This window comes from Methylobacterium sp. GXS13 (genome assembly GCF_001455965.1).
Classification (GTDB): Bacteria; Pseudomonadota; Alphaproteobacteria; order Rhizobiales; family Beijerinckiaceae; genus Methylobacterium.
Genome location: NZ_LKKO01000002.1, coordinates 45,639 through 62,202, shown reverse-complemented (window position 1 = coordinate 62,202; position 16,564 = coordinate 45,639). Strand labels below are relative to the sequence as shown.

The window sequence follows — 16,564 nt, the reverse complement described above, 5'->3', positions numbered from 1 at the left end:
AAGGTCCCGGACCTTTTGAAACCACGCTGGTTTCGGGCCGCGCGGCAACCGCCTCTTGCACCACAGCATGCGCTTACCATCTCTAGACCATCCAACCGGATGGCCCAGGGAGGGCGAGGCGATGACAGACACCGTGCAGGAATTCCGGCCCAAGGTGCCGGACAGCGAGAAGATCACGATCAATCTCGGCTTCGTCGATCTCGGCCGGGTCGACCTGATGGTCCGCGACGGGTTCTACGCCAACCGGGCCGACTTCATCCGCACCGCGGTGCGCAACCAGCTGGACCGGCAGGAGGAGGCGGTGCGCCAATCCGTGGCCCGACGCCAGCTGCGCCTGGGCGTCTCGCACTATTCGCGCGCCGCCCTGGAAGCCGCCCGCGACGCCGGCGTGCCCCTGCACATCCAGGTCCTCGGCCTCGCCACCGTGGCGCTGGATGTCACCCCCGAACTGGCGCGCGCCGCCATCGCCTCCGTGGAAGTGCTGGGCGCGTTCCAGGCGAGCCCCGCCGTCAAGGCCGCCCTGGCCGACCGGATCGCCTGACCCCATCCGACCATCCCTACCGCACAGTCGGGCCAAGCAGCCGGCCGTGTCCGTCCCCACCCGCAAGGAACGGCCCGATGAAACACTTTCCCAAGATGGATTTTCTGAACTTCGACATGTCGAAGATGAAGCTCGGCGGCTTCGGCGCCTCCGGCTCGGCCGAGGCCGAGGGCAAGCGCGCCGCCCGGGCGGCCCGGATGACCGCCGCCCTGGGGCGGTTCCAGCGCCGGCAGGCCGACGCCTTCGCCCGCTGGGCCGAGGCACGCGACCGCCCGGCCGAGGCCGCCGGATCCACCACCATCGACATGGAGGCGCCGACATCCCCGGACGGCGCCTGGACCGCGCCCAGCCCGGCTGCCGCCCCGGAACAGGCCGCCCCCGGCGGGGCCGACATCGCTGCGGCGGTGGTGCGCACCGTGCGCGACAGCCTCGCCCAAGGCGGCATTCCAATCGGCGGCATTCCCATCGGCGGCTTCGCGGAGGGGTTCGCCGGCGGCTCCGTTCAGCCGGGCAAGGCCGCCGCCACCGTGCCGGAGGGCGCCCGGTTCGAGGACCGGGTCTTCACCGCCGCCGCGGGCAGCCGCCGCTACAAGGTGTTCGTGCCGAGCGGCTACACCGGCCAGGCCCTGCCGGTGCTCCTGATGCTGCACGGCTGCACCCAGAACCCGGACGACTTCGCCGCTGGCACGCAGATGAACCGCCTCGCTGAGGAGCAGACCTTCCTGGTCGCCTATCCGGAGCAGCCCCAGTCGGCGAACATGCAGCGCTGCTGGAACTGGTACGCCGCCGGCGACCAGGCCCGCGACGGCGGCGAGCCGGCTCTGCTCGCCGGGATCGCCCGGGCGGTGGTCGCGGAATTCTCCGCCGATCCGGACCGGGTCTACGCCGCCGGGCTCTCGGCCGGGGGCGCCGCCGCGGCGATCCTGGCGGCGACCTATCCGGACCTGTTCGCGGCGGTGGGCGTCCATTCCGGCCTGGCCTGCGGCTCGGCCCGGGACGTCGCCTCGGCCTTCGCCGCCATGAAGGGGCAGGGGGGCGCACCGGGGCGCAACCGGCAGGCGGTCCCGACCATCGTGTTTCACGGCGACGTCGACCGCACCGTCCACCCGGCCAACGGCGATCAGGTGGTCGCCCAGGCCATGGCGGTCACCGGCCTCGCCGAGACGGTCGAGCGGGGCACGAGCCCGGGGGGCGTCGCCTATACCCGCACCGTCCGCAGCGACGGCACCGGCCAGGCGCGGCTGGAATATTGGGTCCTGCACGGGGCCGGGCATGCCTGGTCGGGCGGCAGCCCGGACGGGTCGTTCACCGAGCCCCGCGGCCCGGATGCGAGCCGCGCGATGGTCCGGTTCTTCCTGGGGCATGCGCGGGGCGCCGCCGCCCGCCCCTGAGTGACCGAACGGAGCCGGGGCAGGGCGGCGAGGCGCGGCCTCACTCGACGTCGGCGCCGTCCGAATCCTCGTCGGGCACATCGGCCGCCGGGGCCGGCTGCGACAGGCCCGGCGCGTAGGCGTCCGGCATGGCGCCGGTCGACACCGAAGCCGGCAGGCGCTGCGGGCCCGACTCGGTCGGCATCAGCGTCGCGCTCGCGGCGACCAGGCCCGCCATGGCCCGCAGATCCTCGGACTGGCGCGGATCGCGCGAGATCAGGGCCGCGTCCCGCTGGAGGCGCAGGTTGCAGGCCTGGGACGGCAGGCCGCCGTTCGGCGTGCAGGCATCGTGGCGGGCGCAGGCCGCGTCGAGGGCATCGATCGGCGGCAGCGGGGCGTTGTTGCCCGGGCCGCAGTAATTGCCGTGGATCAGGATCTTCGGACCGCCGAACGCGGCCGGCTGGGCATCGGCCGGGACGGCAAGGAACGCCGCCAGGGCGAACGGGGCCGCGGCCAGGGCGGCGATGCGGGTGGAACGGTTCGGGAGCAACATGGAGAGGACCTCGCGCGATCTCGCCCCCTCAGGCGGTTCGCATCGCCGGCTTCAGGCCGTCGTCCTGCCAAAAGTTAACGAATGGGCGGTCGGTTCCCGCCGGGTCTTGCGCCGCCTGCATGGCGCGTGAGCGTCCGCACAGGCTGGCGCTGGCCCCGGCCGCGCCCTTGCGCCACATAGGTCCGGCCCGTAACGGAGCCGCCCCATGACCGCCCGTCTGTTCGAACCGCTCACCCTGGATGCCCTCACCCTTGAGAACCGCATCCTGATCGCGCCGATGTGCCAGTATTCGGCCCGGGACGGCGAGGCTACCGACTGGCACATGATCCATCTCGGCCAGCTCGCCCAATCGGGCGCCGGCCTGCTGACCCTGGAGGCCACCGCGGTCTCGCCGGAGGCGCGGATCACAGCCTGGGATCTCGGCCTGTACTCGGACGGAAGCGAGCGGGCGCTCGGCCGGGTGCTGGAGGCGGTGCGCGAATACGCCCCGGTCCCGGTCTGCATCCAGATCGCCCATGCCGGCCGCAAGGCGTCGAGCGACGCGCCCTGGGCCGGCGGCCAGCAGATCCCGCCCGAGCATCCCTATGGCTGGCGCACGGAGGCGCCCTCCGCGGTCCCGCACGGCGAGACCGAGGTGCCCCCCCACGCCCTCGACGCCGCCGACCTGAAGCGCGTCCGCGACCAGTTCGTCGCCACGGCCAAGCGCGCCGTGCGCCTCGGGATCGAGGCCGTGGAGCTGCACGGTGCCCACGGCTACCTGCTGCACCAGTTCCTGTCGCCGATCGCCAACAAGCGCACCGACCAGTATGGCGGCAGCCTCGAGAACCGGATGCGCTTTCCCCTCGAAGTCTACGACGCCGTGCGCGCGGTCGTGCCGGCGGGCAGCCCGGTCTGGCTGCGGGTCTCCGCCACCGACTGGGTCGAGGACGGCTGGGATCTCGACGAGACCGTGGCCCTGGGCCAGGCGCTCAAGCGGGCCGGCTCGCCCGCGCTCCACGTCTCCACCGGCGGCGTCTCGCCCAAGCAGGCGATCAAGCTCGGGCCGGGCTACCAGGTGCCCTATGCCGAGCGGATCAAGGCCGAGACCGGGCTCACCACCATCGCAGTCGGCCTGATCACCGAGGCGCAGCAGGCCGAGGCGATCCTGGCCGAGGGCAAGGCCGACGCGATCTCGCTCGCCCGGGCCATGCTGTACGATCCCCGCTGGCCCTGGCACGCGGCGGCCGAGCTCGGCGCCCAGGTCCGGGCGCCCAAGCAGTACTGGCGCTCGCAGCCGCGGGAGTACAAGGACCTGTTCAAGGACACGGCGTTCGGGCAGCGCTAGAGCGCCTTCTGGTCGCGCTCGGCCCCCAAGCCGAGCGCGACCCGATCAGGGCGTCGCGGACTCGCCTTCGAGGATCGCGACGCCCCAAGCCGGCAGGTCGATCGGCTTGCCGCGCGTGACCGCCCGACCACTGAGGAGCTCGGTGCCGCTCACCATCGCGGGCGTGGCCTGGGCCGTTGCGGAGTAGTTCAGCACGTAGCGGACCGGATGCCCGTTCGTCAGCGTGCCCCCGCGCACGATGATCGGCCAGTGCACCGCGGGGACCTCGATCCCAGCACGCTTGGCCGCATCCGCCAGGATCTTCTCCGCCAGGGCATCGGTCGGCATGAAGCCGACATAGCTCACCTCGCCCGAGCCCCAGCTGTTGCGCGTCACCGCGGCGGCGGCGGGCCAGGACGGGCTCTGGTAGCGCGCCACCACCGTCGCGGTGGTCGGGCTCAACATCTCCATCCACCAGCGGGCCTTGTTGTCGGCCGCGCCGACGCCGAACGGGTCGCCCGCGAGGGATACGCCCTCGGGGACCGTGAACAGCTGATAGGTCACCCCCGCCGCCTGCGCGATCCCGCCCGGCTGCGCCGCGAAGCGCACCTTCGTGTTCTCGTCGGAGAAGCCGCTTTTGAACGTGTAGAGCAGGTGGGTGCCGGCCTTGGCGCAGTCATTGAGCTTGGCGATCTCCGCGTCGCTCGCCGCGTAGAGCGCCGGCACCACGATCAGCTTGTATTGATCGAGCGGCACCGTGGAGGACGGAGAGATCAGATCCACCTCGATGTTCTGCCGGTAGAGCGCATCGTAGAATCCGCGCACCACCTCGTTGTAGGTCACCGGCGTCCGATCGGCATTGCCCTTGAAGTCGTGCGTGTTGATCTTGAACGAATCGAAGGCACTCAACGCGGCGTTGCTGACGTAGAGGGCGACGCGGTTCGTCTTCTTCATGCCAGCGAGCTTCGGCCCGAGCCGCTTGAGGTCGGCGCCGATCGTCTTCGCCTCGTCGTAGACCGGGTTGGGCTTGTAGTCCTGCGTGAGCAATCCGCGCCAGTAGGTCTCGAACGCGTTCGTGGTCGTGGCCCAATGCCAGTATTCGACCATCTTCGCACCCGAGGCGAGGTGGCTGAAGGCCTGCAGGCGCAGCTGTCCGGGGAAGGGCGTCCATTCCGGGAACCCCTGCGCCTGCGTCTCGATCACCAGGTAATTCGCGCCGCCGCGCATCGAGCGGGCCACGTCGCCGCCGAAGGCGATCTCGGTCCCGGTCAGCTTCTCCTGGCTGGGATGGTAGATGTCGATGCCGGCCACATCGAGCGCCTTGGCGGCCTCCCAATGGTTCACGTCGGGCTGGATGCCGTAGGAATAGCCGCGCCAGTCGAGGTCGAAGTTCTGGGTGACGAACTGGCCGGGGCGGGCGTGCCGACGGACCAGATCCGCCTGCCACGCGAGGAAGTCGGTCACGAGCCCCCGCTGGAAGGCCTGGAAGGCGTTCGTCATACTGGCGTTGATCGACGCGTTGGCCGACGGGAAATCGTCCCAGCTGTTGATCCGGTTGCTCCAATAGTCGAGCCCCCAAGCCTTGTTGAGATCGTCAAGGCTCGACCATTTCTTCTTCATGGCCGCAACGAAGGCTGCCTGGACGTTGGGTCCGCTGGTTCCGAACGATTTGGTCTCGTTGTCGACCTGATACCCGATGACCGCGGGATCGTCCTTCACGTGGTCGACCAGGGCGACGATGACGCGCTCGGCGGCCGCGCGATAATGGGGATTGGTGATGTCCATATTCTGCCGCGGACCGTAGGCGCCCGGCTGCAGCAGGATGTCGGGGTGCTGGCGCGCCAACCACGTCGGCACGGCATAGGTCGGCGTGCCGATGATGACCTTGATGCCCTCACGGTTCATCGCCGCGAGGGTCCGGTCGATATGGTCGAACGCGAAGACGTTTGGCTGAGGCTCCAGCGTGCCCCAAGTGGATTCGGCGATACGGACGACGGTGATGCCCGCCGCCTTCATCATCCGGGCGTCCTCGTCGACCCGATCGACCGGCGTATACTCGTCGTAATAGGCCGCGCCGTACAGGATCGTCTGCGGGACTTGCGCCCCCGCCGAGCTCGTCGCGATCGCCATCGCTACGACGCTACCGAAAAGCCGCAACCGACCCATGATTCCCCCCTTTATTTTGTCTGAGTATATTGGGGGCGGGTCGCGTGTCCAAGCGCGAACGGTGGTTCCGGACAGCCGGGCCTTCGACCTTACGGCCTCGGATCGGACGTCGATCGGTGGCGAGCCGTTCAGGGCCGCGCGGTCATTCCGCGTCGCGATTCAGGATCAGATACGCCGTCGCGCGGGATGCCGAGCGCGCCTTCAGCGCGCCATCGCCCCGACCAGGGGCCCCAGCGGCCGGCTGATGTCCGAGCGGCTGAGATTCGGCGCGTAGAGGCTCGAGACCGTCCCGTCGAGGAACAGGGCGTTGCGGCAGCCGAGGTCGTCCCGGAACAGGCGGGCGAAGGCGCCGAAGGTCACCGGGCGCTCGGAGATGGCGAACACCGCCACGCGCCCGTCCTCCTGCACCCCGACGCCGTTGCGGATCTTCTGGCTCGGACCGTCGGCGGAAATCTTGGGGTGGATCTGCCCATCGATCACCAGCATCGGGCCCGATTGCGTGGCGAAGTCCGGCCGGATCTTCGCCCGCAGGTAATGGCCGGTGTCGAGCACCCCGGCCTTGTCGCCCTTCACCCAGAAGATCCCGTTGGGCTTGAGATGGAAATTGCCCGGGCCGTCCGCGGTGGAGACGCGCTTCATCTCGCGCCCGTCCTCGACATAGAGGCCCACCGGCGCCTGATCCTTGTCGTACATGCCGGCATTCATCGCGAAGCCGAGGCGCCCGCCCTGCTTCTCGGCCAGGGTTCCCAGCGCGCCGTAGGGGCGACCGTCCTCCTGGAGCCAGAACAGTCGCAGCCGCTGGCGCCGCAGATCGATGGTGCAGACCGTGAAGCTTTCGCCCTGCGCCTGGACGGCGCGGCACAGATCCGGCGCGGCCGGCGCCGCCAGGGCGCCCCGGGCGAGGACGGTGAGCGCCAGCAGCGCGATCAACAGAGCGTGAACCGGGCGCGTCGTCATCGGTGGTTCCGTGATGCCCCAGGCGGAGCCGAGGGCGGGCGCAGCGCCTCTCGCCCCTGAAAACGGCGATTTTGGTGTCCGGAACCGCACCATCGGCCCGCGAGATGGCGCCGGGCTTGTGCCCCGGGCCAGCGGCGGCGCGCCGCGGGCGGCAGCTGAACTGTTTTCCATATTCGGGCGTTTCTGGCTCACGAGGGCGGTTTTGATCGACGGAGATACATGATGAAGGGTGCAATGCTTGGCTCGGCCATGCTGGCCGCGGGTGCCCTGGTCCTGATGCCGGCCGGCGCGGATGCGCGCGGCTTCGGCGGTGGCGGATTCCATGGCGGTGGCTTCGGTGGCGGGTTCCACGGTGGCGGCTTCGGCCATGGCTTCGGCGGCGGCGGATTCCGGGGTGGTGGGTTCGGCGGCTTCCGCGGCGCCGGCTTCGGCGGGTACCGCGGCGGCTATGGCGGGTTCCGAGGCGGCTACGGCCGGGGCTTCTACGGCCGCGGTTACGGCTATCGCGGTGGCTATGGCTACGGTCTCGGCGGCCTGGGTCTTGGCGTCGGGCTCGGCTTGGCGGCCGGCGGCCTCTATGGCGGCTACGGCGGTGGCTACGGCTATCCGGGCTACGGTTACGGCTACGGCGGCGGCTACGCCCCGGTCGGCTATGGCGGCGGCTACGGCTACGCTGGCGATTACGGGTACGGCGGCGGCTGCTACACGGTCCCGCGGACCCGCTGGACGCCCTACGGCTACCGCCGGGTGCTGGTCGAGCGCTGCTACTGAGCGGCATCGACCGAACCCGAATCCTTGGGCACGATCGTTGGGAAAGGCCGCCTCCGGGCGGCCTTTCCCTTGCGTGGCACCACCCGACGGTTGCAAAGCTCGGCCATTGGCGCCGATACTGCTTTCCCGTTGTGGGAGAGTGTGATGCGTACGAAAGCCGGGGCGGGGAATACGGGCGTGGAGGCGGTGGAAATCCGCGATGCCAGCCTGATGGCCTTCTACCGTTCCATGAACGCGACGGAGCGGCACACCTTCTGGGCCTGCGCCGCCGGGTGGTGCCTCGACGGCATGGACTTCATGATCTACCCGCTGGTGATCGGGACGATCATGGCCCTGTGGCACGTCGATTCCGGCACCGCCGGCCTCGCTGCGACGGTGACCCTGCTGGCCTCGGCGCTCGGCGGCTGGCTCGCCGGCTTCGTCGCCGATCGGATCGGCCGGGTGCTCACCCTCCAGATCACCATCCTGTGGTTCTCGGTCTTCTCGCTGCTCTGCGCCTTCGTGCAGAATTTCGAGCAGTTGCTCATCGCCCGGGCGATCCTGGGGCTCGGCTTCGGCGGTGAGTGGGCGGCCGGCGCGGTGCTGATCGGCGAGACCATCCGGGCCGAGTATCGCGGCCGCGCCGTCGGCTCGGTCCAGTCCGGCTGGGCGATCGGCTGGGGCATGGCGGTGCTCGCCCAGGCGGTGACCTTCTCGCTGCTGCCGCCTGAGATCGCGTGGCGCTGGATGTTCGCGATCGGCGCCCTTCCGGCCCTGTTGATCTTCTACCTGCGCCGCTACGTGCAGGAGCCGCAGGTGGCCGCCGAGACCCGCGCCCGGGCCATCGCCACCGGCGACCGGCCGAAGATCTGGGAGATCTTTTCCGGGCCGATCCTGAAGACCACTCTGCTCGCCTCGCTGGCGGCGGCGGGCTGCCAGGGCGGCTATTACGCGATCACCACCTGGGTGCCGCGCTTTCTCACCACCGAGCGCGGCCTGTCGGTGGTGTCCTCCACGGGCTACCTCGCCGCGCTGATCATCGGCTCGTTCGCCGGCTACCTGGTCGGCGCCTGGCTCGCAGACCGGCTCGGGCGGCGGCCGCTCTTCCTGATCTTCTCGCTCGGCGCCATCGCGGTGATCGTCGCCTACACCCAGATCCCGCTGTCCAACAGCGTGCTCTGGGTGCTGGGCTTCCCGCTCGGGTTCTTCGCCTCCGGCTACTTCTCCGGGATGGGCGCATTCCTGACCGAACTCTACCCGACCCGCCTGCGCGGCTCGGGGCAGGGATTCTGCTACAATTTCGGCCGGGGCGTCGGCGCCCTGTTCCCGGCGCTGGTCGGTTATCTCGCCGAGCGTGCCGGCCTCGCCTCCGCCATCGCGATCTTCGCGGCCATCGCCTACGGGATCTTCTTCCTGGCGGCTTTCGCGCTGCCCGAGACCCGCGGCCGGGTCCTGCACGCGGATACCTGAGCATGGCCGAGATTCGCGACTGCCCCGCCCCGGATCCGCATCCTGGCGGCCCGACCCGCTACCAGGTGCCCGCCGGCGCGGTCGACACCCATGCCCACGTGATCGGCCTGCCACCGGCCTACCCGCTGGTGGCCGATCGCAGCTACACGCCCCCGGCCGCCCCGGCGGACCGCTACCTCGCGATGCTCGACGCCACCGGCATGGCCAACGGCGTGCTGGTCCAGGTCAGCGTCCACGGCACCGACAACCGCCTGATGGTGGAGACGCTCCGGGCCAACCGGCAGCGCCTGCGCGGCATCGCGGTGATCCCGCTCGGCCTCCCCGATGCGGAGCTCGCGGCCCTCAAGGAGGCCGGGGTGGTGGGCCTGCGCCTCAACGTGCTGTTCGGCGGCGGGGTCGGGCTCGACGCGGTGGAGCGCTACGGCGCGCTCGCCCGGGAGATGGGCTGGCACCTCCAGTTCCTGCTCGACGCCCGGGACCTGCCGCCGATCGCCGGCCGCCTGTCGCGGCTGCCGGTGCCCCTGGTCTTCGACCATATGGGCCACATGCCGGCCTCGGCGGGGGTGGAGCATCCGGGCTTCCAGGCCCTGCTCGGCCTCGTGCGCGACGGCAACTGGGTCAAGCTCTCCGGCGCCTTCCGGGATTCGGTGGCCGGGCCGCCCTATTCCGACACGATCCCCTTCGCCCGCGCCCTCAACGACGCCGCCCCGGAGCGCTGCGTCTGGGGCTCGGACTGGCCGCACGTGGCCGCATGGGACGGGCCGCCGCGCCTTCCCGACCTCCTCGACCTGATGGCGGACTGGGTGCCGGACGAGGACCGGCGCCGCCGGCTCTTCGTGGACAACCCGCGCCGCCTCTACGGCTTCGCGTAGGGGCCTTTAGACCCGCAGGTCGACCCGCTGGCCCTGGCCGGGAGGGGCCGGGGGACCGGAGGCCCCCTTGGTCGCGCTCTCCGCCACGAGCCCGGCGACAGCCTTCTCGGAGGCGATCTGCTGGCGCGCCGCCGCGATGCCGATCGACTGGTTCTGGGACGTCGCCAGCAGATGCGTGGCGGTGGCGGCAAGAGTCGTCATGGCGTACGTTTAGCAGCCCGCGCCTGAACCCGGCGTTAGCCGGATCCGTCGCCTTTGAGCGAATGCACGCCCAGACCGGGTTCCCAAAGGGCTCAGCCCTTTGGCGGGGTTCGGGGGCAGAGCCCCTGAAAGCCGCGCTGCGTCAGAAACTCGGCGGCGTGCAGGCGCTGACCAGCTCGCACGGGTTGGGGCCGACGCAGCGGAAGCGGTGCGGGCGGCGGCTGTCGAAGCTGTAGGCGTCGCCGGGGCCGAGGATGCGCCGCTCCTCGCCGACCGTGACCTCCAGGCGCCCGGACAGCACGATGCCGCCCTCCTCGCCCTCGTGGGAGAGGGGCACCCGGCCGGTATCGGCCCCGGGCTCGTAGCGCTCCTTCAGGATCTGCAGCTTGCGCCCGAACAGGCTGTCGCCGACCTGCAGGAACGAGATCGCCCCCTTGGCCGCCTTGCGGCCGATCTCGGTCAGCTCGTTGGCGGCGAAGAACGCCTTGCGCTCCGGCTCCGGTTCGAGGGCGAAGAATTCGGCCATGCCGATCGGCACCCCGTCGAGGATGCGCTTCAAGGCACCCACCGAGGGATTCACCCGGTTGGCCTCGATCAGCGAGATCGCCGAGTTCGTCACCCCGGCGCGCTTGGCCAGCGCTCGCTGCGACAGGCCGTGGCGGGCCCGCACGAAGCGCAGGCGCTCGCCGACATCGATGCTCATCCGTCCGGGCCCCGTTTCAGGTGTTGAGGATCCCGCAACGGTGGCGCCCGCGGCCCCGATTCTGCAAGGGCTTGGCGGCGATCAGAAAAGGACTTGTTGCCCGATCCGCCAGGGTGTCCCCTGGACCGATCGCCGCCCCGGAGAGCCGCCCGATGACCGACCACCCGCTGCGCAACACGCCGTCCCTCGACGCCTTCTGGATGCCGTTCACCGCCAACCGCCAGTTCAAGGCGGCCCCGCGGATGCTCGTGGCCGCGCAGGGCATGCACTACACGGCCGATGACGGCCGCACGGTGCTGGACGGCACGGCCGGGCTCTGGTGCGTCAATGCCGGGCACGGGCGCCGGGGGATCGCGGCGGCGGTGGAGCGCCAGCTCGCCACGCTCGATTTCGCCCCGACCTTCCAGATGGGCCACCCGATCGCCTTCGAGTTCGCCGAGCGTCTCGCCGAGATCGCCCCGGGCGGCCCCGACAACCGCCTCGACCGGGTGTTCTTCACCAATTCCGGCTCCGAATCGGTCGACACCGCCCTCAAGATCGCGCTCGCCTACCAGCGGGCGATCGGGCAGGGGACCCGGACCCGGCTGATCGGCCGGGAGCGCGGCTATCACGGGGTCGGCTTCGGCGGCCTGTCGGTGGGCGGCATCGTGTCGAACCGCCGGGTCTTCCCGCAGCTCAACGGCACCGACCACCTGCGCCACACCCACGACCCCGCCCGCAACGCCTTCGTGAAGGGCCAGCCCGAGCACGGGGTGGAGCTGGCCGAGGATCTCGAGCGGCTGGTGGCGCTCCACGGGGCCGAGACCATCGCGGCCTGCATCGTCGAGCCGGTGGCGGGCTCCACCGGCGTGCTGATCCCGCCGAAGGGCTATCTCGAGCGCCTGCGCGACATCTGCACCAAGCACGGCATCCTGCTGATCTTCGACGAGGTTATTTCGGGATTTGGCCGCCTCGGCAGCCCGTTCGCGACCGATTACTTTGGCGTGGTGCCCGACCTCGTCACCAGCGCCAAGGGCCTGACCAACGGCACGGTGCCGATGGGCGCGGTGTTCGCGAGCCGCCCGGTGCACGACGCGCTGATGAACGGCCCGGACGGGATCGAGCTGTTCCACGGCTACACCTATTCCGGCCATCCGGTGGCCTGCGCGGCCGGCCTCGCCACGCTGGACATCTACCGGGAGGAGGGGCTGCTCACCCGCGCCGCCGATCTCGCCGAGGACTGGGCCGCGGCGATGCACGACCTGCGCGGGCGCAAGAACGTCATCGACATCCGCACCATCGGGCTGATCGCCGGCATCGAGCTGGCGCCCCGGCCCGACGCCCCCGGCAAGCGCGCCTACGAGCTGTTCGTCGATTGCTTCGCGCGCGGCCTGCTCACCCGGGTCACCGGCGACATCATCGCCCTGTCGCCGCCGCTGATCCTGGAGCGCGGCCAGATCGGCGAGATCGTCGAGGTCCTGGGCGCGGCGATCGACCGGGTGGCGTGAGGGGCGGGGGCAGTCGACAGATCGGGTTCGAGGCTTTCGGCGGGATCCCCTCGCCCCGCTTGTGGGGCTTGGGGATTCACACATCGTTCCGGTCGCAAGCGTTTGAAGCACCGCGCTTTTCCCCTCCCCCTTGCGGGGAGGGGTCAGGGGTGGGGGTGGTGCAGGATCGAACGTGACGGTGCCTTCTGCACCACCCCCACCTCCAACGCCTCCCCGCAAGGGGGAGGAGAGCGCATCGCGCCTTTCATCCGCCGATGCGTGAACATCGTAGCCCTGCGTGCGGGGAGAGGGGGAACCCGCGCCACGCCCGAAGAGTCGTCAGTGCCGTCTCCCGCAGAGGGATGACATCAGCTGTGCCTGGTCGCTGACCTCTCGACACTCAGCCAATACCCGCGACGCGGGGGAGGGCGGCGCCGTGCGGCCTTGAAGCCTGTGGGCGACGGCCGCATCTGCCGCTCAACCTGGATGTGAGCCAGGTCGAGAGGATATGCATGTCGAACACCGCCCTGATCGTCGGCGCCAGCGGGATCGTCGGGAGCGCCACCGGCGCGCTGCTCGTTGAGGAAGGCTGGCGGGAAGCGGGGCTCGCCCGCAAGCCGGTGGATCTGGCCGGGGTCGAGCCGGTGGTGGCCGACCTGCAGGATCCGGCCTCCCTGGAGACGGCGCTGGCCGGCCTCGCCCCGAGCCACGTCTTCCCGGCGACTTGGCAGCGGCGCCCGACCGAGGCCGAGATGATCCAGGTCAACCGGGCCATGATCGAGAACCTGCTCGACGCCCTCCGGCCGCAGAAGAGCGTCCGCCACGTCGCTCTCGTGACCGGGCTGAAGCACTATCTCGGCCCGTTCGAGGCCTACGGGAAGGGCACCCTGCCGCAGACGCCGTTCCGCGAGGACCAGGGCCGGCTCGACATCGAGAATTTCTACTACGCCCAGGAGGATGCCGTCTTCGCGGCCAGTGCCCGCGACGGCTTCACCTGGAGCGTGCACCGCCCGCACACGATCATCGGCAAGGCGGTGGGCAACGCCATGAACATGGGCACGACGCTGGCCTGCTACGCCACCCTGTGCCGCGAGCTGAAGCGCCCCTTCACCTTCCCGGGCTCGGCCGTCCAGTGGAACGGGCTGACCGACATGACCGACGCCAGGCTCCTCGCCCGCCAGCTGCTCTGGGCCTCCACCGAGCCCAAGGCCGCCAACGAGGCGTTCAACGTGGTCGACGGCGACGTCTTCCGCTGGAGCTGGATGTGGGGCCGGATCGCCGAGTGGTTCGGGATCGAGGCGGTGCCGTTCGACGGGACAATCCGGCCGCTGGAGGAGCGGATGGCGCAGGACGGGCCGGCCTGGGCCGAGATCGCCAAGCGCCACGGCCTGGCCGAGCCGGACCTCGCGAAGCTCGCCTCGCCCTGGCACACCGACGCCGATCTCGGCCGGCCGATCGAGGTCGTCACCGACATGAGCAAGAGCCGCCGCCTGGGCTTTACGGCCTACCAGCCCACGGACGACGCGTTCTACGACCTGTTCGCCCGGCTCCGGGCGGACCGCCTGATCCCCTGATCGGGGGGCACTCATCGCCGGATGAGACGCGGATCCCTCTCCCGCACGGGTTATGATGTTCGCACAGCGTCCTCGGTGTGGCACGACTCGCTCTCCTCCCCCTTGTGGGGAGGAGCTGGAGGTGGGGGTGGCTCAGAAAAAACCGCTACGCCCCATCCTGCACCACCCCCACCCCTGACCTCTCCCCACAAGGGGGAGGGGAAACGTGTTGCGTTTCAGAAGCTTGTGAGAGAGCTCGTCGAAGAACGAAACCGATATGTGAATCCGCTCGCCCGCACGGGAGAGGGGGACCCGCACCGCGTACGGACGCCGGAACCCTCAGCCCGGCCGCCGCTCCGTCCCGCACCATTCGGCCACGAACAGCGCCATCGCGGTGGTGCAGCGCTGCACCGAGGCGAGGCTCACGCGCTCGTCGAAACCGTGGATGTTCTGGGCGCTCGGCCCGTAGCACAGGGCCGGCACCCGGTCGTAGAGGGCGTGAACCCGGGTATCGAGGTAGCTCGGCGACATGAAGCTCTGCAGCTGGGTGCCCATCGCCCGCTCGTGCGCCCGGCCGAGCACGGCCTCCGCCTCGGAGCCTTCCTCCAGCACGTAGCCCTCGGCGAAGAAGCCGTTGAAGGCCACCCGCGGCGGGCTGTTGCCGAGGAACGGGTCGGTGCGGGCGAAGTTCGAGACCGCGGCCTCGATCTCGGCGGCGGCCCGGGACGCCGGGACGCCCGGGTAGAGCGCGACGCGACAGTCGATCCGGCACCAGGCCGGCACCGAGGAGGCCCAGTCGCCACCCTCGATCCGGCCGATATTGAGGTTGATCGGGTGGTCCTCCGCCTCGAAATGGCGGTGCTCGGATTTCTCGGCGTTCCAGCGCGCCTCGAGTTCACGCAGGGCGCCGATCACCCGGTAGGTGGCGTCGATGGCGTTGGCGCCGGCCCCCATCTCGCGGACATGGACCGGTACGCCCCGCACCTCGACGGTGAACCACAGCACGCCGGTATTGGCGCGCACGAGCTTCTCGTCCTCGGGCTCCGGGATCAGCACGGCGTCGGCCCGGTAGCCGCGCAGATGGGTGGCGAGCGCGCCGTTGCCGGTGGATTCTTCCTCGACCACCGACTGGATCGTCACCGCGGCTGCGGGCTGGAGGCCGAGGCGGGCGAGCGCGTCGAGGGCGAACAGGTTGGCGGCGTGGCCGGCCTTCATGTCGCCGCCGCCGCGGCCGTAGAGCCAGTCCCCCTCGATCACCGGGTCGAAGGGCGGATGGGTCCACAGGTCGAGGGGGCCCACCGGCACCACGTCGACATGAGCCTGCAGGATCAGTGAGCGGCCGGTCTCGGTCTGCGGACGGTGGTGGCAGACGACGATCGGGGCGTCGGAGTGGCGCGCGTCGATCTTCGAGCCGCCCGGATGAGACGCGATCGCGGCCCGGTCCATGGCGAAGCGCTCGGTGGCGTAGCCCCGGGCCCGGAACGCCCCGAACACGTAATCCTGGCAGGCATGCTCGGCGCCGCGCAGGGAGGCGAACCGGACCAGGGCCTGCGTGTGCGCCACCTGGTCGGCAAACCCCTCCGCCACGGAGGCTTCGATCTCGGCGGCGAGGGCGGGGTCGAGAGCCATGGAATCTCCGGATCAGGGATGGGCAGGAGGCGCCCGGCCTGGTGCGCCTGTCAACGGGCCGCATCTTCCGTGCCGAAGCCGACCCGCGCCGCCCCTGCGAGCGCCGATCCGCCTGCGCAGTCGAACCCCAGCTCCGCGGGCCCCCGCCCAGGAACCTTGGCGTTGCCAATAGCTTAGCCTATCTGAAATCCGTCTTTGCCCATCCATCGAGGTCGTTCATGCGTATCGGTCTGGTCTCGGTCCTGTCGGGATTGCTCCTGTGGGGCGCCGCGCCGTCGGCGGCGCGGGCGGATGTGCTCATCAACGTCGACAAGTCCGCCCAGCGGATGGAGGTCTCGGTCGACGGGCAGCCCCGCTACGCCTGGCCGGTCTCCACCGGGGTCGAGGCCCACGACACCCCGTCCGGCTCCTATCGGCCGTTCCGGATGGAGCGCACCCACTTCTCGAAGGAGTGGGACGACGCGCCCATGCCGTTCGCGATGTTCTTCACCAATCAGGGCCACGCGATCCACGGCACCAACCACGTCCGCAATCTTGGGCGCGCAGCCTCGCATGGCTGCGTGCGCCTGTCGGTGCGCAACGCCGCGACCCTGTTCAACCTCGTGAAGACCCAGGGGATGAACCGGACCCGCGTCCAGATCGAGGGCGCCGACCCCCTGGTGGCCGAGCGCAGCACGCGCACCCGCCGGGTCGCCCGGAGCCGCGATCCCTATGCGCCGGACGACAGCTACGCCGATCTCGACCAGATGGGCCGCCGCCCGCTCCCGGCCTATACCCGCACCGCCGTCCGGCCGGCCTACGCGCCCGTGACGGGGTATGGGTATCCGGTCGAGGTGGATGTCGGGGAGGGGTGGTAGCGGCCCGCCTCGTCGTCACGAGCGTCGCGAAGCAACAGAGGGCGGCGCGCGATCTCAGATCGTAGCGTCTCACGGGGACGCGTCGCGGTGCTGGCGATGAGGAGAGACGAGCGAGCCGTCGATGCGGCGCGAGGCGATACCACCCCCACCCGCCGCGTCGTCTGAGCGCGGCC

At 70.6% G+C, this 16,564-nt stretch carries 15 protein-coding genes; 9 read left to right on the top strand and 6 right to left on the bottom strand.

What is annotated here, in order from left to right:
* Nucleotides 1-121: 121 nt before the first annotated feature.
* Nucleotides 122-541, top strand: coding sequence for a hypothetical protein (locus AO398_RS03580; RefSeq protein WP_058190669.1), 420 nt, complete (start codon nucleotides 122-124; stop codon nucleotides 539-541).
* A gap of 77 nt (nucleotides 542-618) precedes the next feature.
* Nucleotides 619-1,932, top strand: a complete 1,314-nt coding sequence (locus AO398_RS03575) for a PHB depolymerase family esterase (protein WP_152997394.1) — start codon at nucleotides 619-621, stop codon at nucleotides 1,930-1,932.
* A 40-nt stretch (nucleotides 1,933-1,972) separates the two neighbouring features.
* Here AO398_RS03575 and AO398_RS03570 read toward each other — a convergent pair whose 3' ends face one another.
* Nucleotides 1,973-2,464, bottom strand: coding sequence for a hypothetical protein (locus tag AO398_RS03570; protein ID WP_058190668.1), 492 nt, complete (start codon nucleotides 2,462-2,464; stop codon nucleotides 1,973-1,975).
* Between the two features lie 205 nt (nucleotides 2,465-2,669).
* Between AO398_RS03570 and AO398_RS03565 the strand changes: the two genes are divergently transcribed.
* The gene (locus AO398_RS03565) at nucleotides 2,670-3,788 is read left to right on the top strand and encodes an NADH:flavin oxidoreductase/NADH oxidase (protein WP_058190667.1); all 1,119 of its coding nucleotides are present in this window, start codon (nucleotides 2,670-2,672) and stop codon (nucleotides 3,786-3,788) included.
* Between the two features lie 45 nt (nucleotides 3,789-3,833).
* Here AO398_RS03565 and AO398_RS03560 read toward each other — a convergent pair whose 3' ends face one another.
* Both AO398_RS03560 and AO398_RS03555 read right to left on the bottom strand, forming a co-directional pair.
* Entirely contained in the window at nucleotides 3,834-5,897 is a 2,064-nt protein-coding gene (locus tag AO398_RS03560) for a beta-galactosidase (protein ID WP_244498654.1), read from the bottom strand.
* Between the two features lie 237 nt (nucleotides 5,898-6,134).
* Complete coding sequence (locus tag AO398_RS03555) at nucleotides 6,135-6,890, bottom strand: phosphodiester glycosidase family protein (protein ID WP_058190665.1); 756 nt, start codon at nucleotides 6,888-6,890, stop codon at nucleotides 6,135-6,137.
* 222 nt (nucleotides 6,891-7,112) lie between these two features.
* Here AO398_RS03555 and AO398_RS03550 point away from each other — a divergent pair, with 222 nt between their 5' ends.
* The 3 genes from AO398_RS03550 (at nucleotide 7,113) to AO398_RS03540 (ending at nucleotide 9,982) form a co-directional block, all read left to right on the top strand.
* Complete coding sequence (locus tag AO398_RS03550) at nucleotides 7,113-7,661, top strand: hypothetical protein (RefSeq protein ID WP_058190726.1); 549 nt, start codon at nucleotides 7,113-7,115, stop codon at nucleotides 7,659-7,661.
* A gap of 144 nt (nucleotides 7,662-7,805) precedes the next feature.
* Complete coding sequence (locus AO398_RS03545; protein WP_058190664.1) at nucleotides 7,806-9,110, top strand: MFS transporter; 1,305 nt, start codon at nucleotides 7,806-7,808, stop codon at nucleotides 9,108-9,110.
* Nucleotides 9,111-9,112: 2 nt separating this feature from the next.
* A complete protein-coding gene (locus AO398_RS03540) occupies nucleotides 9,113-9,982 on the top strand; it encodes an amidohydrolase family protein (RefSeq protein ID WP_058190663.1) in 870 nt (289 codons plus the stop codon).
* Nucleotides 9,983-9,988: 6 nt separating this feature from the next.
* Here AO398_RS03540 and AO398_RS03535 read toward each other — a convergent pair whose 3' ends face one another.
* Both AO398_RS03535 and AO398_RS03530 read right to left on the bottom strand, forming a co-directional pair.
* Nucleotides 9,989-10,183 (bottom strand): hypothetical protein, encoded by a 195-nt coding sequence (locus AO398_RS03535; protein ID WP_058190662.1) that lies wholly within the window; start codon nucleotides 10,181-10,183, stop codon nucleotides 9,989-9,991.
* Nucleotides 10,184-10,325: 142 nt separating this feature from the next.
* Entirely contained in the window at nucleotides 10,326-10,886 is a 561-nt protein-coding gene (locus AO398_RS03530) for a cupin domain-containing protein (protein WP_058190661.1), read from the bottom strand.
* A 152-nt stretch (nucleotides 10,887-11,038) separates the two neighbouring features.
* Here AO398_RS03530 and AO398_RS03525 point away from each other — a divergent pair, with 152 nt between their 5' ends.
* Both AO398_RS03525 and AO398_RS03520 read left to right on the top strand, forming a co-directional pair.
* Nucleotides 11,039-12,373, top strand: coding sequence for an aspartate aminotransferase family protein (locus AO398_RS03525; protein ID WP_058190660.1), 1,335 nt, complete (start codon nucleotides 11,039-11,041; stop codon nucleotides 12,371-12,373).
* Nucleotides 12,374-12,864: 491 nt separating this feature from the next.
* Complete coding sequence (locus AO398_RS03520; RefSeq protein ID WP_058190659.1) at nucleotides 12,865-13,926, top strand: SDR family oxidoreductase; 1,062 nt, start codon at nucleotides 12,865-12,867, stop codon at nucleotides 13,924-13,926.
* A gap of 318 nt (nucleotides 13,927-14,244) precedes the next feature.
* On the opposite strand, the gene AO398_RS03515 is transcribed toward AO398_RS03520, so the two are convergent.
* Nucleotides 14,245-15,534, bottom strand: coding sequence for an ArgE/DapE family deacylase (locus AO398_RS03515; protein WP_058190658.1), 1,290 nt, complete (start codon nucleotides 15,532-15,534; stop codon nucleotides 14,245-14,247).
* A 218-nt stretch (nucleotides 15,535-15,752) separates the two neighbouring features.
* On the opposite strand from AO398_RS03515, the gene AO398_RS03510 reads away from it, so the two are divergent.
* Nucleotides 15,753-16,391 carry a L,D-transpeptidase gene (locus AO398_RS03510; protein ID WP_058190657.1) on the top strand — a complete coding sequence of 213 codons (639 nt, stop codon included), beginning with the start codon at nucleotides 15,753-15,755 and terminating at the stop codon, nucleotides 16,389-16,391.
* Nucleotides 16,392-16,564 lie beyond the last annotated feature (173 nt).

Coding starts and splice junctions, on each gene's coding strand:
- AO398_RS03580 (WP_058190669.1), top strand. CDS start 122: ATGACAGACACCGTGCAGGAATTCCGGCCCAAGGTGCCGGACAGCGAG.
- AO398_RS03545 (WP_058190664.1), top strand. CDS start 7,806: ATGCGTACGAAAGCCGGGGCGGGGAATACGGGCGTGGAGGCGGTGGAA.
- AO398_RS03575 (WP_152997394.1), top strand. CDS start 619: ATGAAACACTTTCCCAAGATGGATTTTCTGAACTTCGACATGTCGAAG.
- AO398_RS03550 (WP_058190726.1), top strand. CDS start 7,113: ATGAAGGGTGCAATGCTTGGCTCGGCCATGCTGGCCGCGGGTGCCCTG.
- AO398_RS03535 (WP_058190662.1), bottom strand. CDS start 10,183: ATGACGACTCTTGCCGCCACCGCCACGCATCTGCTGGCGACGTCCCAG.
- AO398_RS03530 (WP_058190661.1), bottom strand. CDS start 10,886: ATGAGCATCGATGTCGGCGAGCGCCTGCGCTTCGTGCGGGCCCGCCAC.
- AO398_RS03510 (WP_058190657.1), top strand. CDS start 15,753: ATGCGTATCGGTCTGGTCTCGGTCCTGTCGGGATTGCTCCTGTGGGGC.
- AO398_RS03520 (WP_058190659.1), top strand. CDS start 12,865: ATGTCGAACACCGCCCTGATCGTCGGCGCCAGCGGGATCGTCGGGAGC.
- AO398_RS03570 (WP_058190668.1), bottom strand. CDS start 2,464: ATGTTGCTCCCGAACCGTTCCACCCGCATCGCCGCCCTGGCCGCGGCC.
- AO398_RS03555 (WP_058190665.1), bottom strand. CDS start 6,890: ATGACGACGCGCCCGGTTCACGCTCTGTTGATCGCGCTGCTGGCGCTC.
- AO398_RS03515 (WP_058190658.1), bottom strand. CDS start 15,534: ATGGCTCTCGACCCCGCCCTCGCCGCCGAGATCGAAGCCTCCGTGGCG.
- AO398_RS03540 (WP_058190663.1), top strand. CDS start 9,113: ATGGCCGAGATTCGCGACTGCCCCGCCCCGGATCCGCATCCTGGCGGC.
- AO398_RS03565 (WP_058190667.1), top strand. CDS start 2,670: ATGACCGCCCGTCTGTTCGAACCGCTCACCCTGGATGCCCTCACCCTT.
- AO398_RS03525 (WP_058190660.1), top strand. CDS start 11,039: ATGACCGACCACCCGCTGCGCAACACGCCGTCCCTCGACGCCTTCTGG.
- AO398_RS03560 (WP_244498654.1), bottom strand. CDS start 5,897: ATGGCGATCGCGACGAGCTCGGCGGGGGCGCAAGTCCCGCAGACGATC.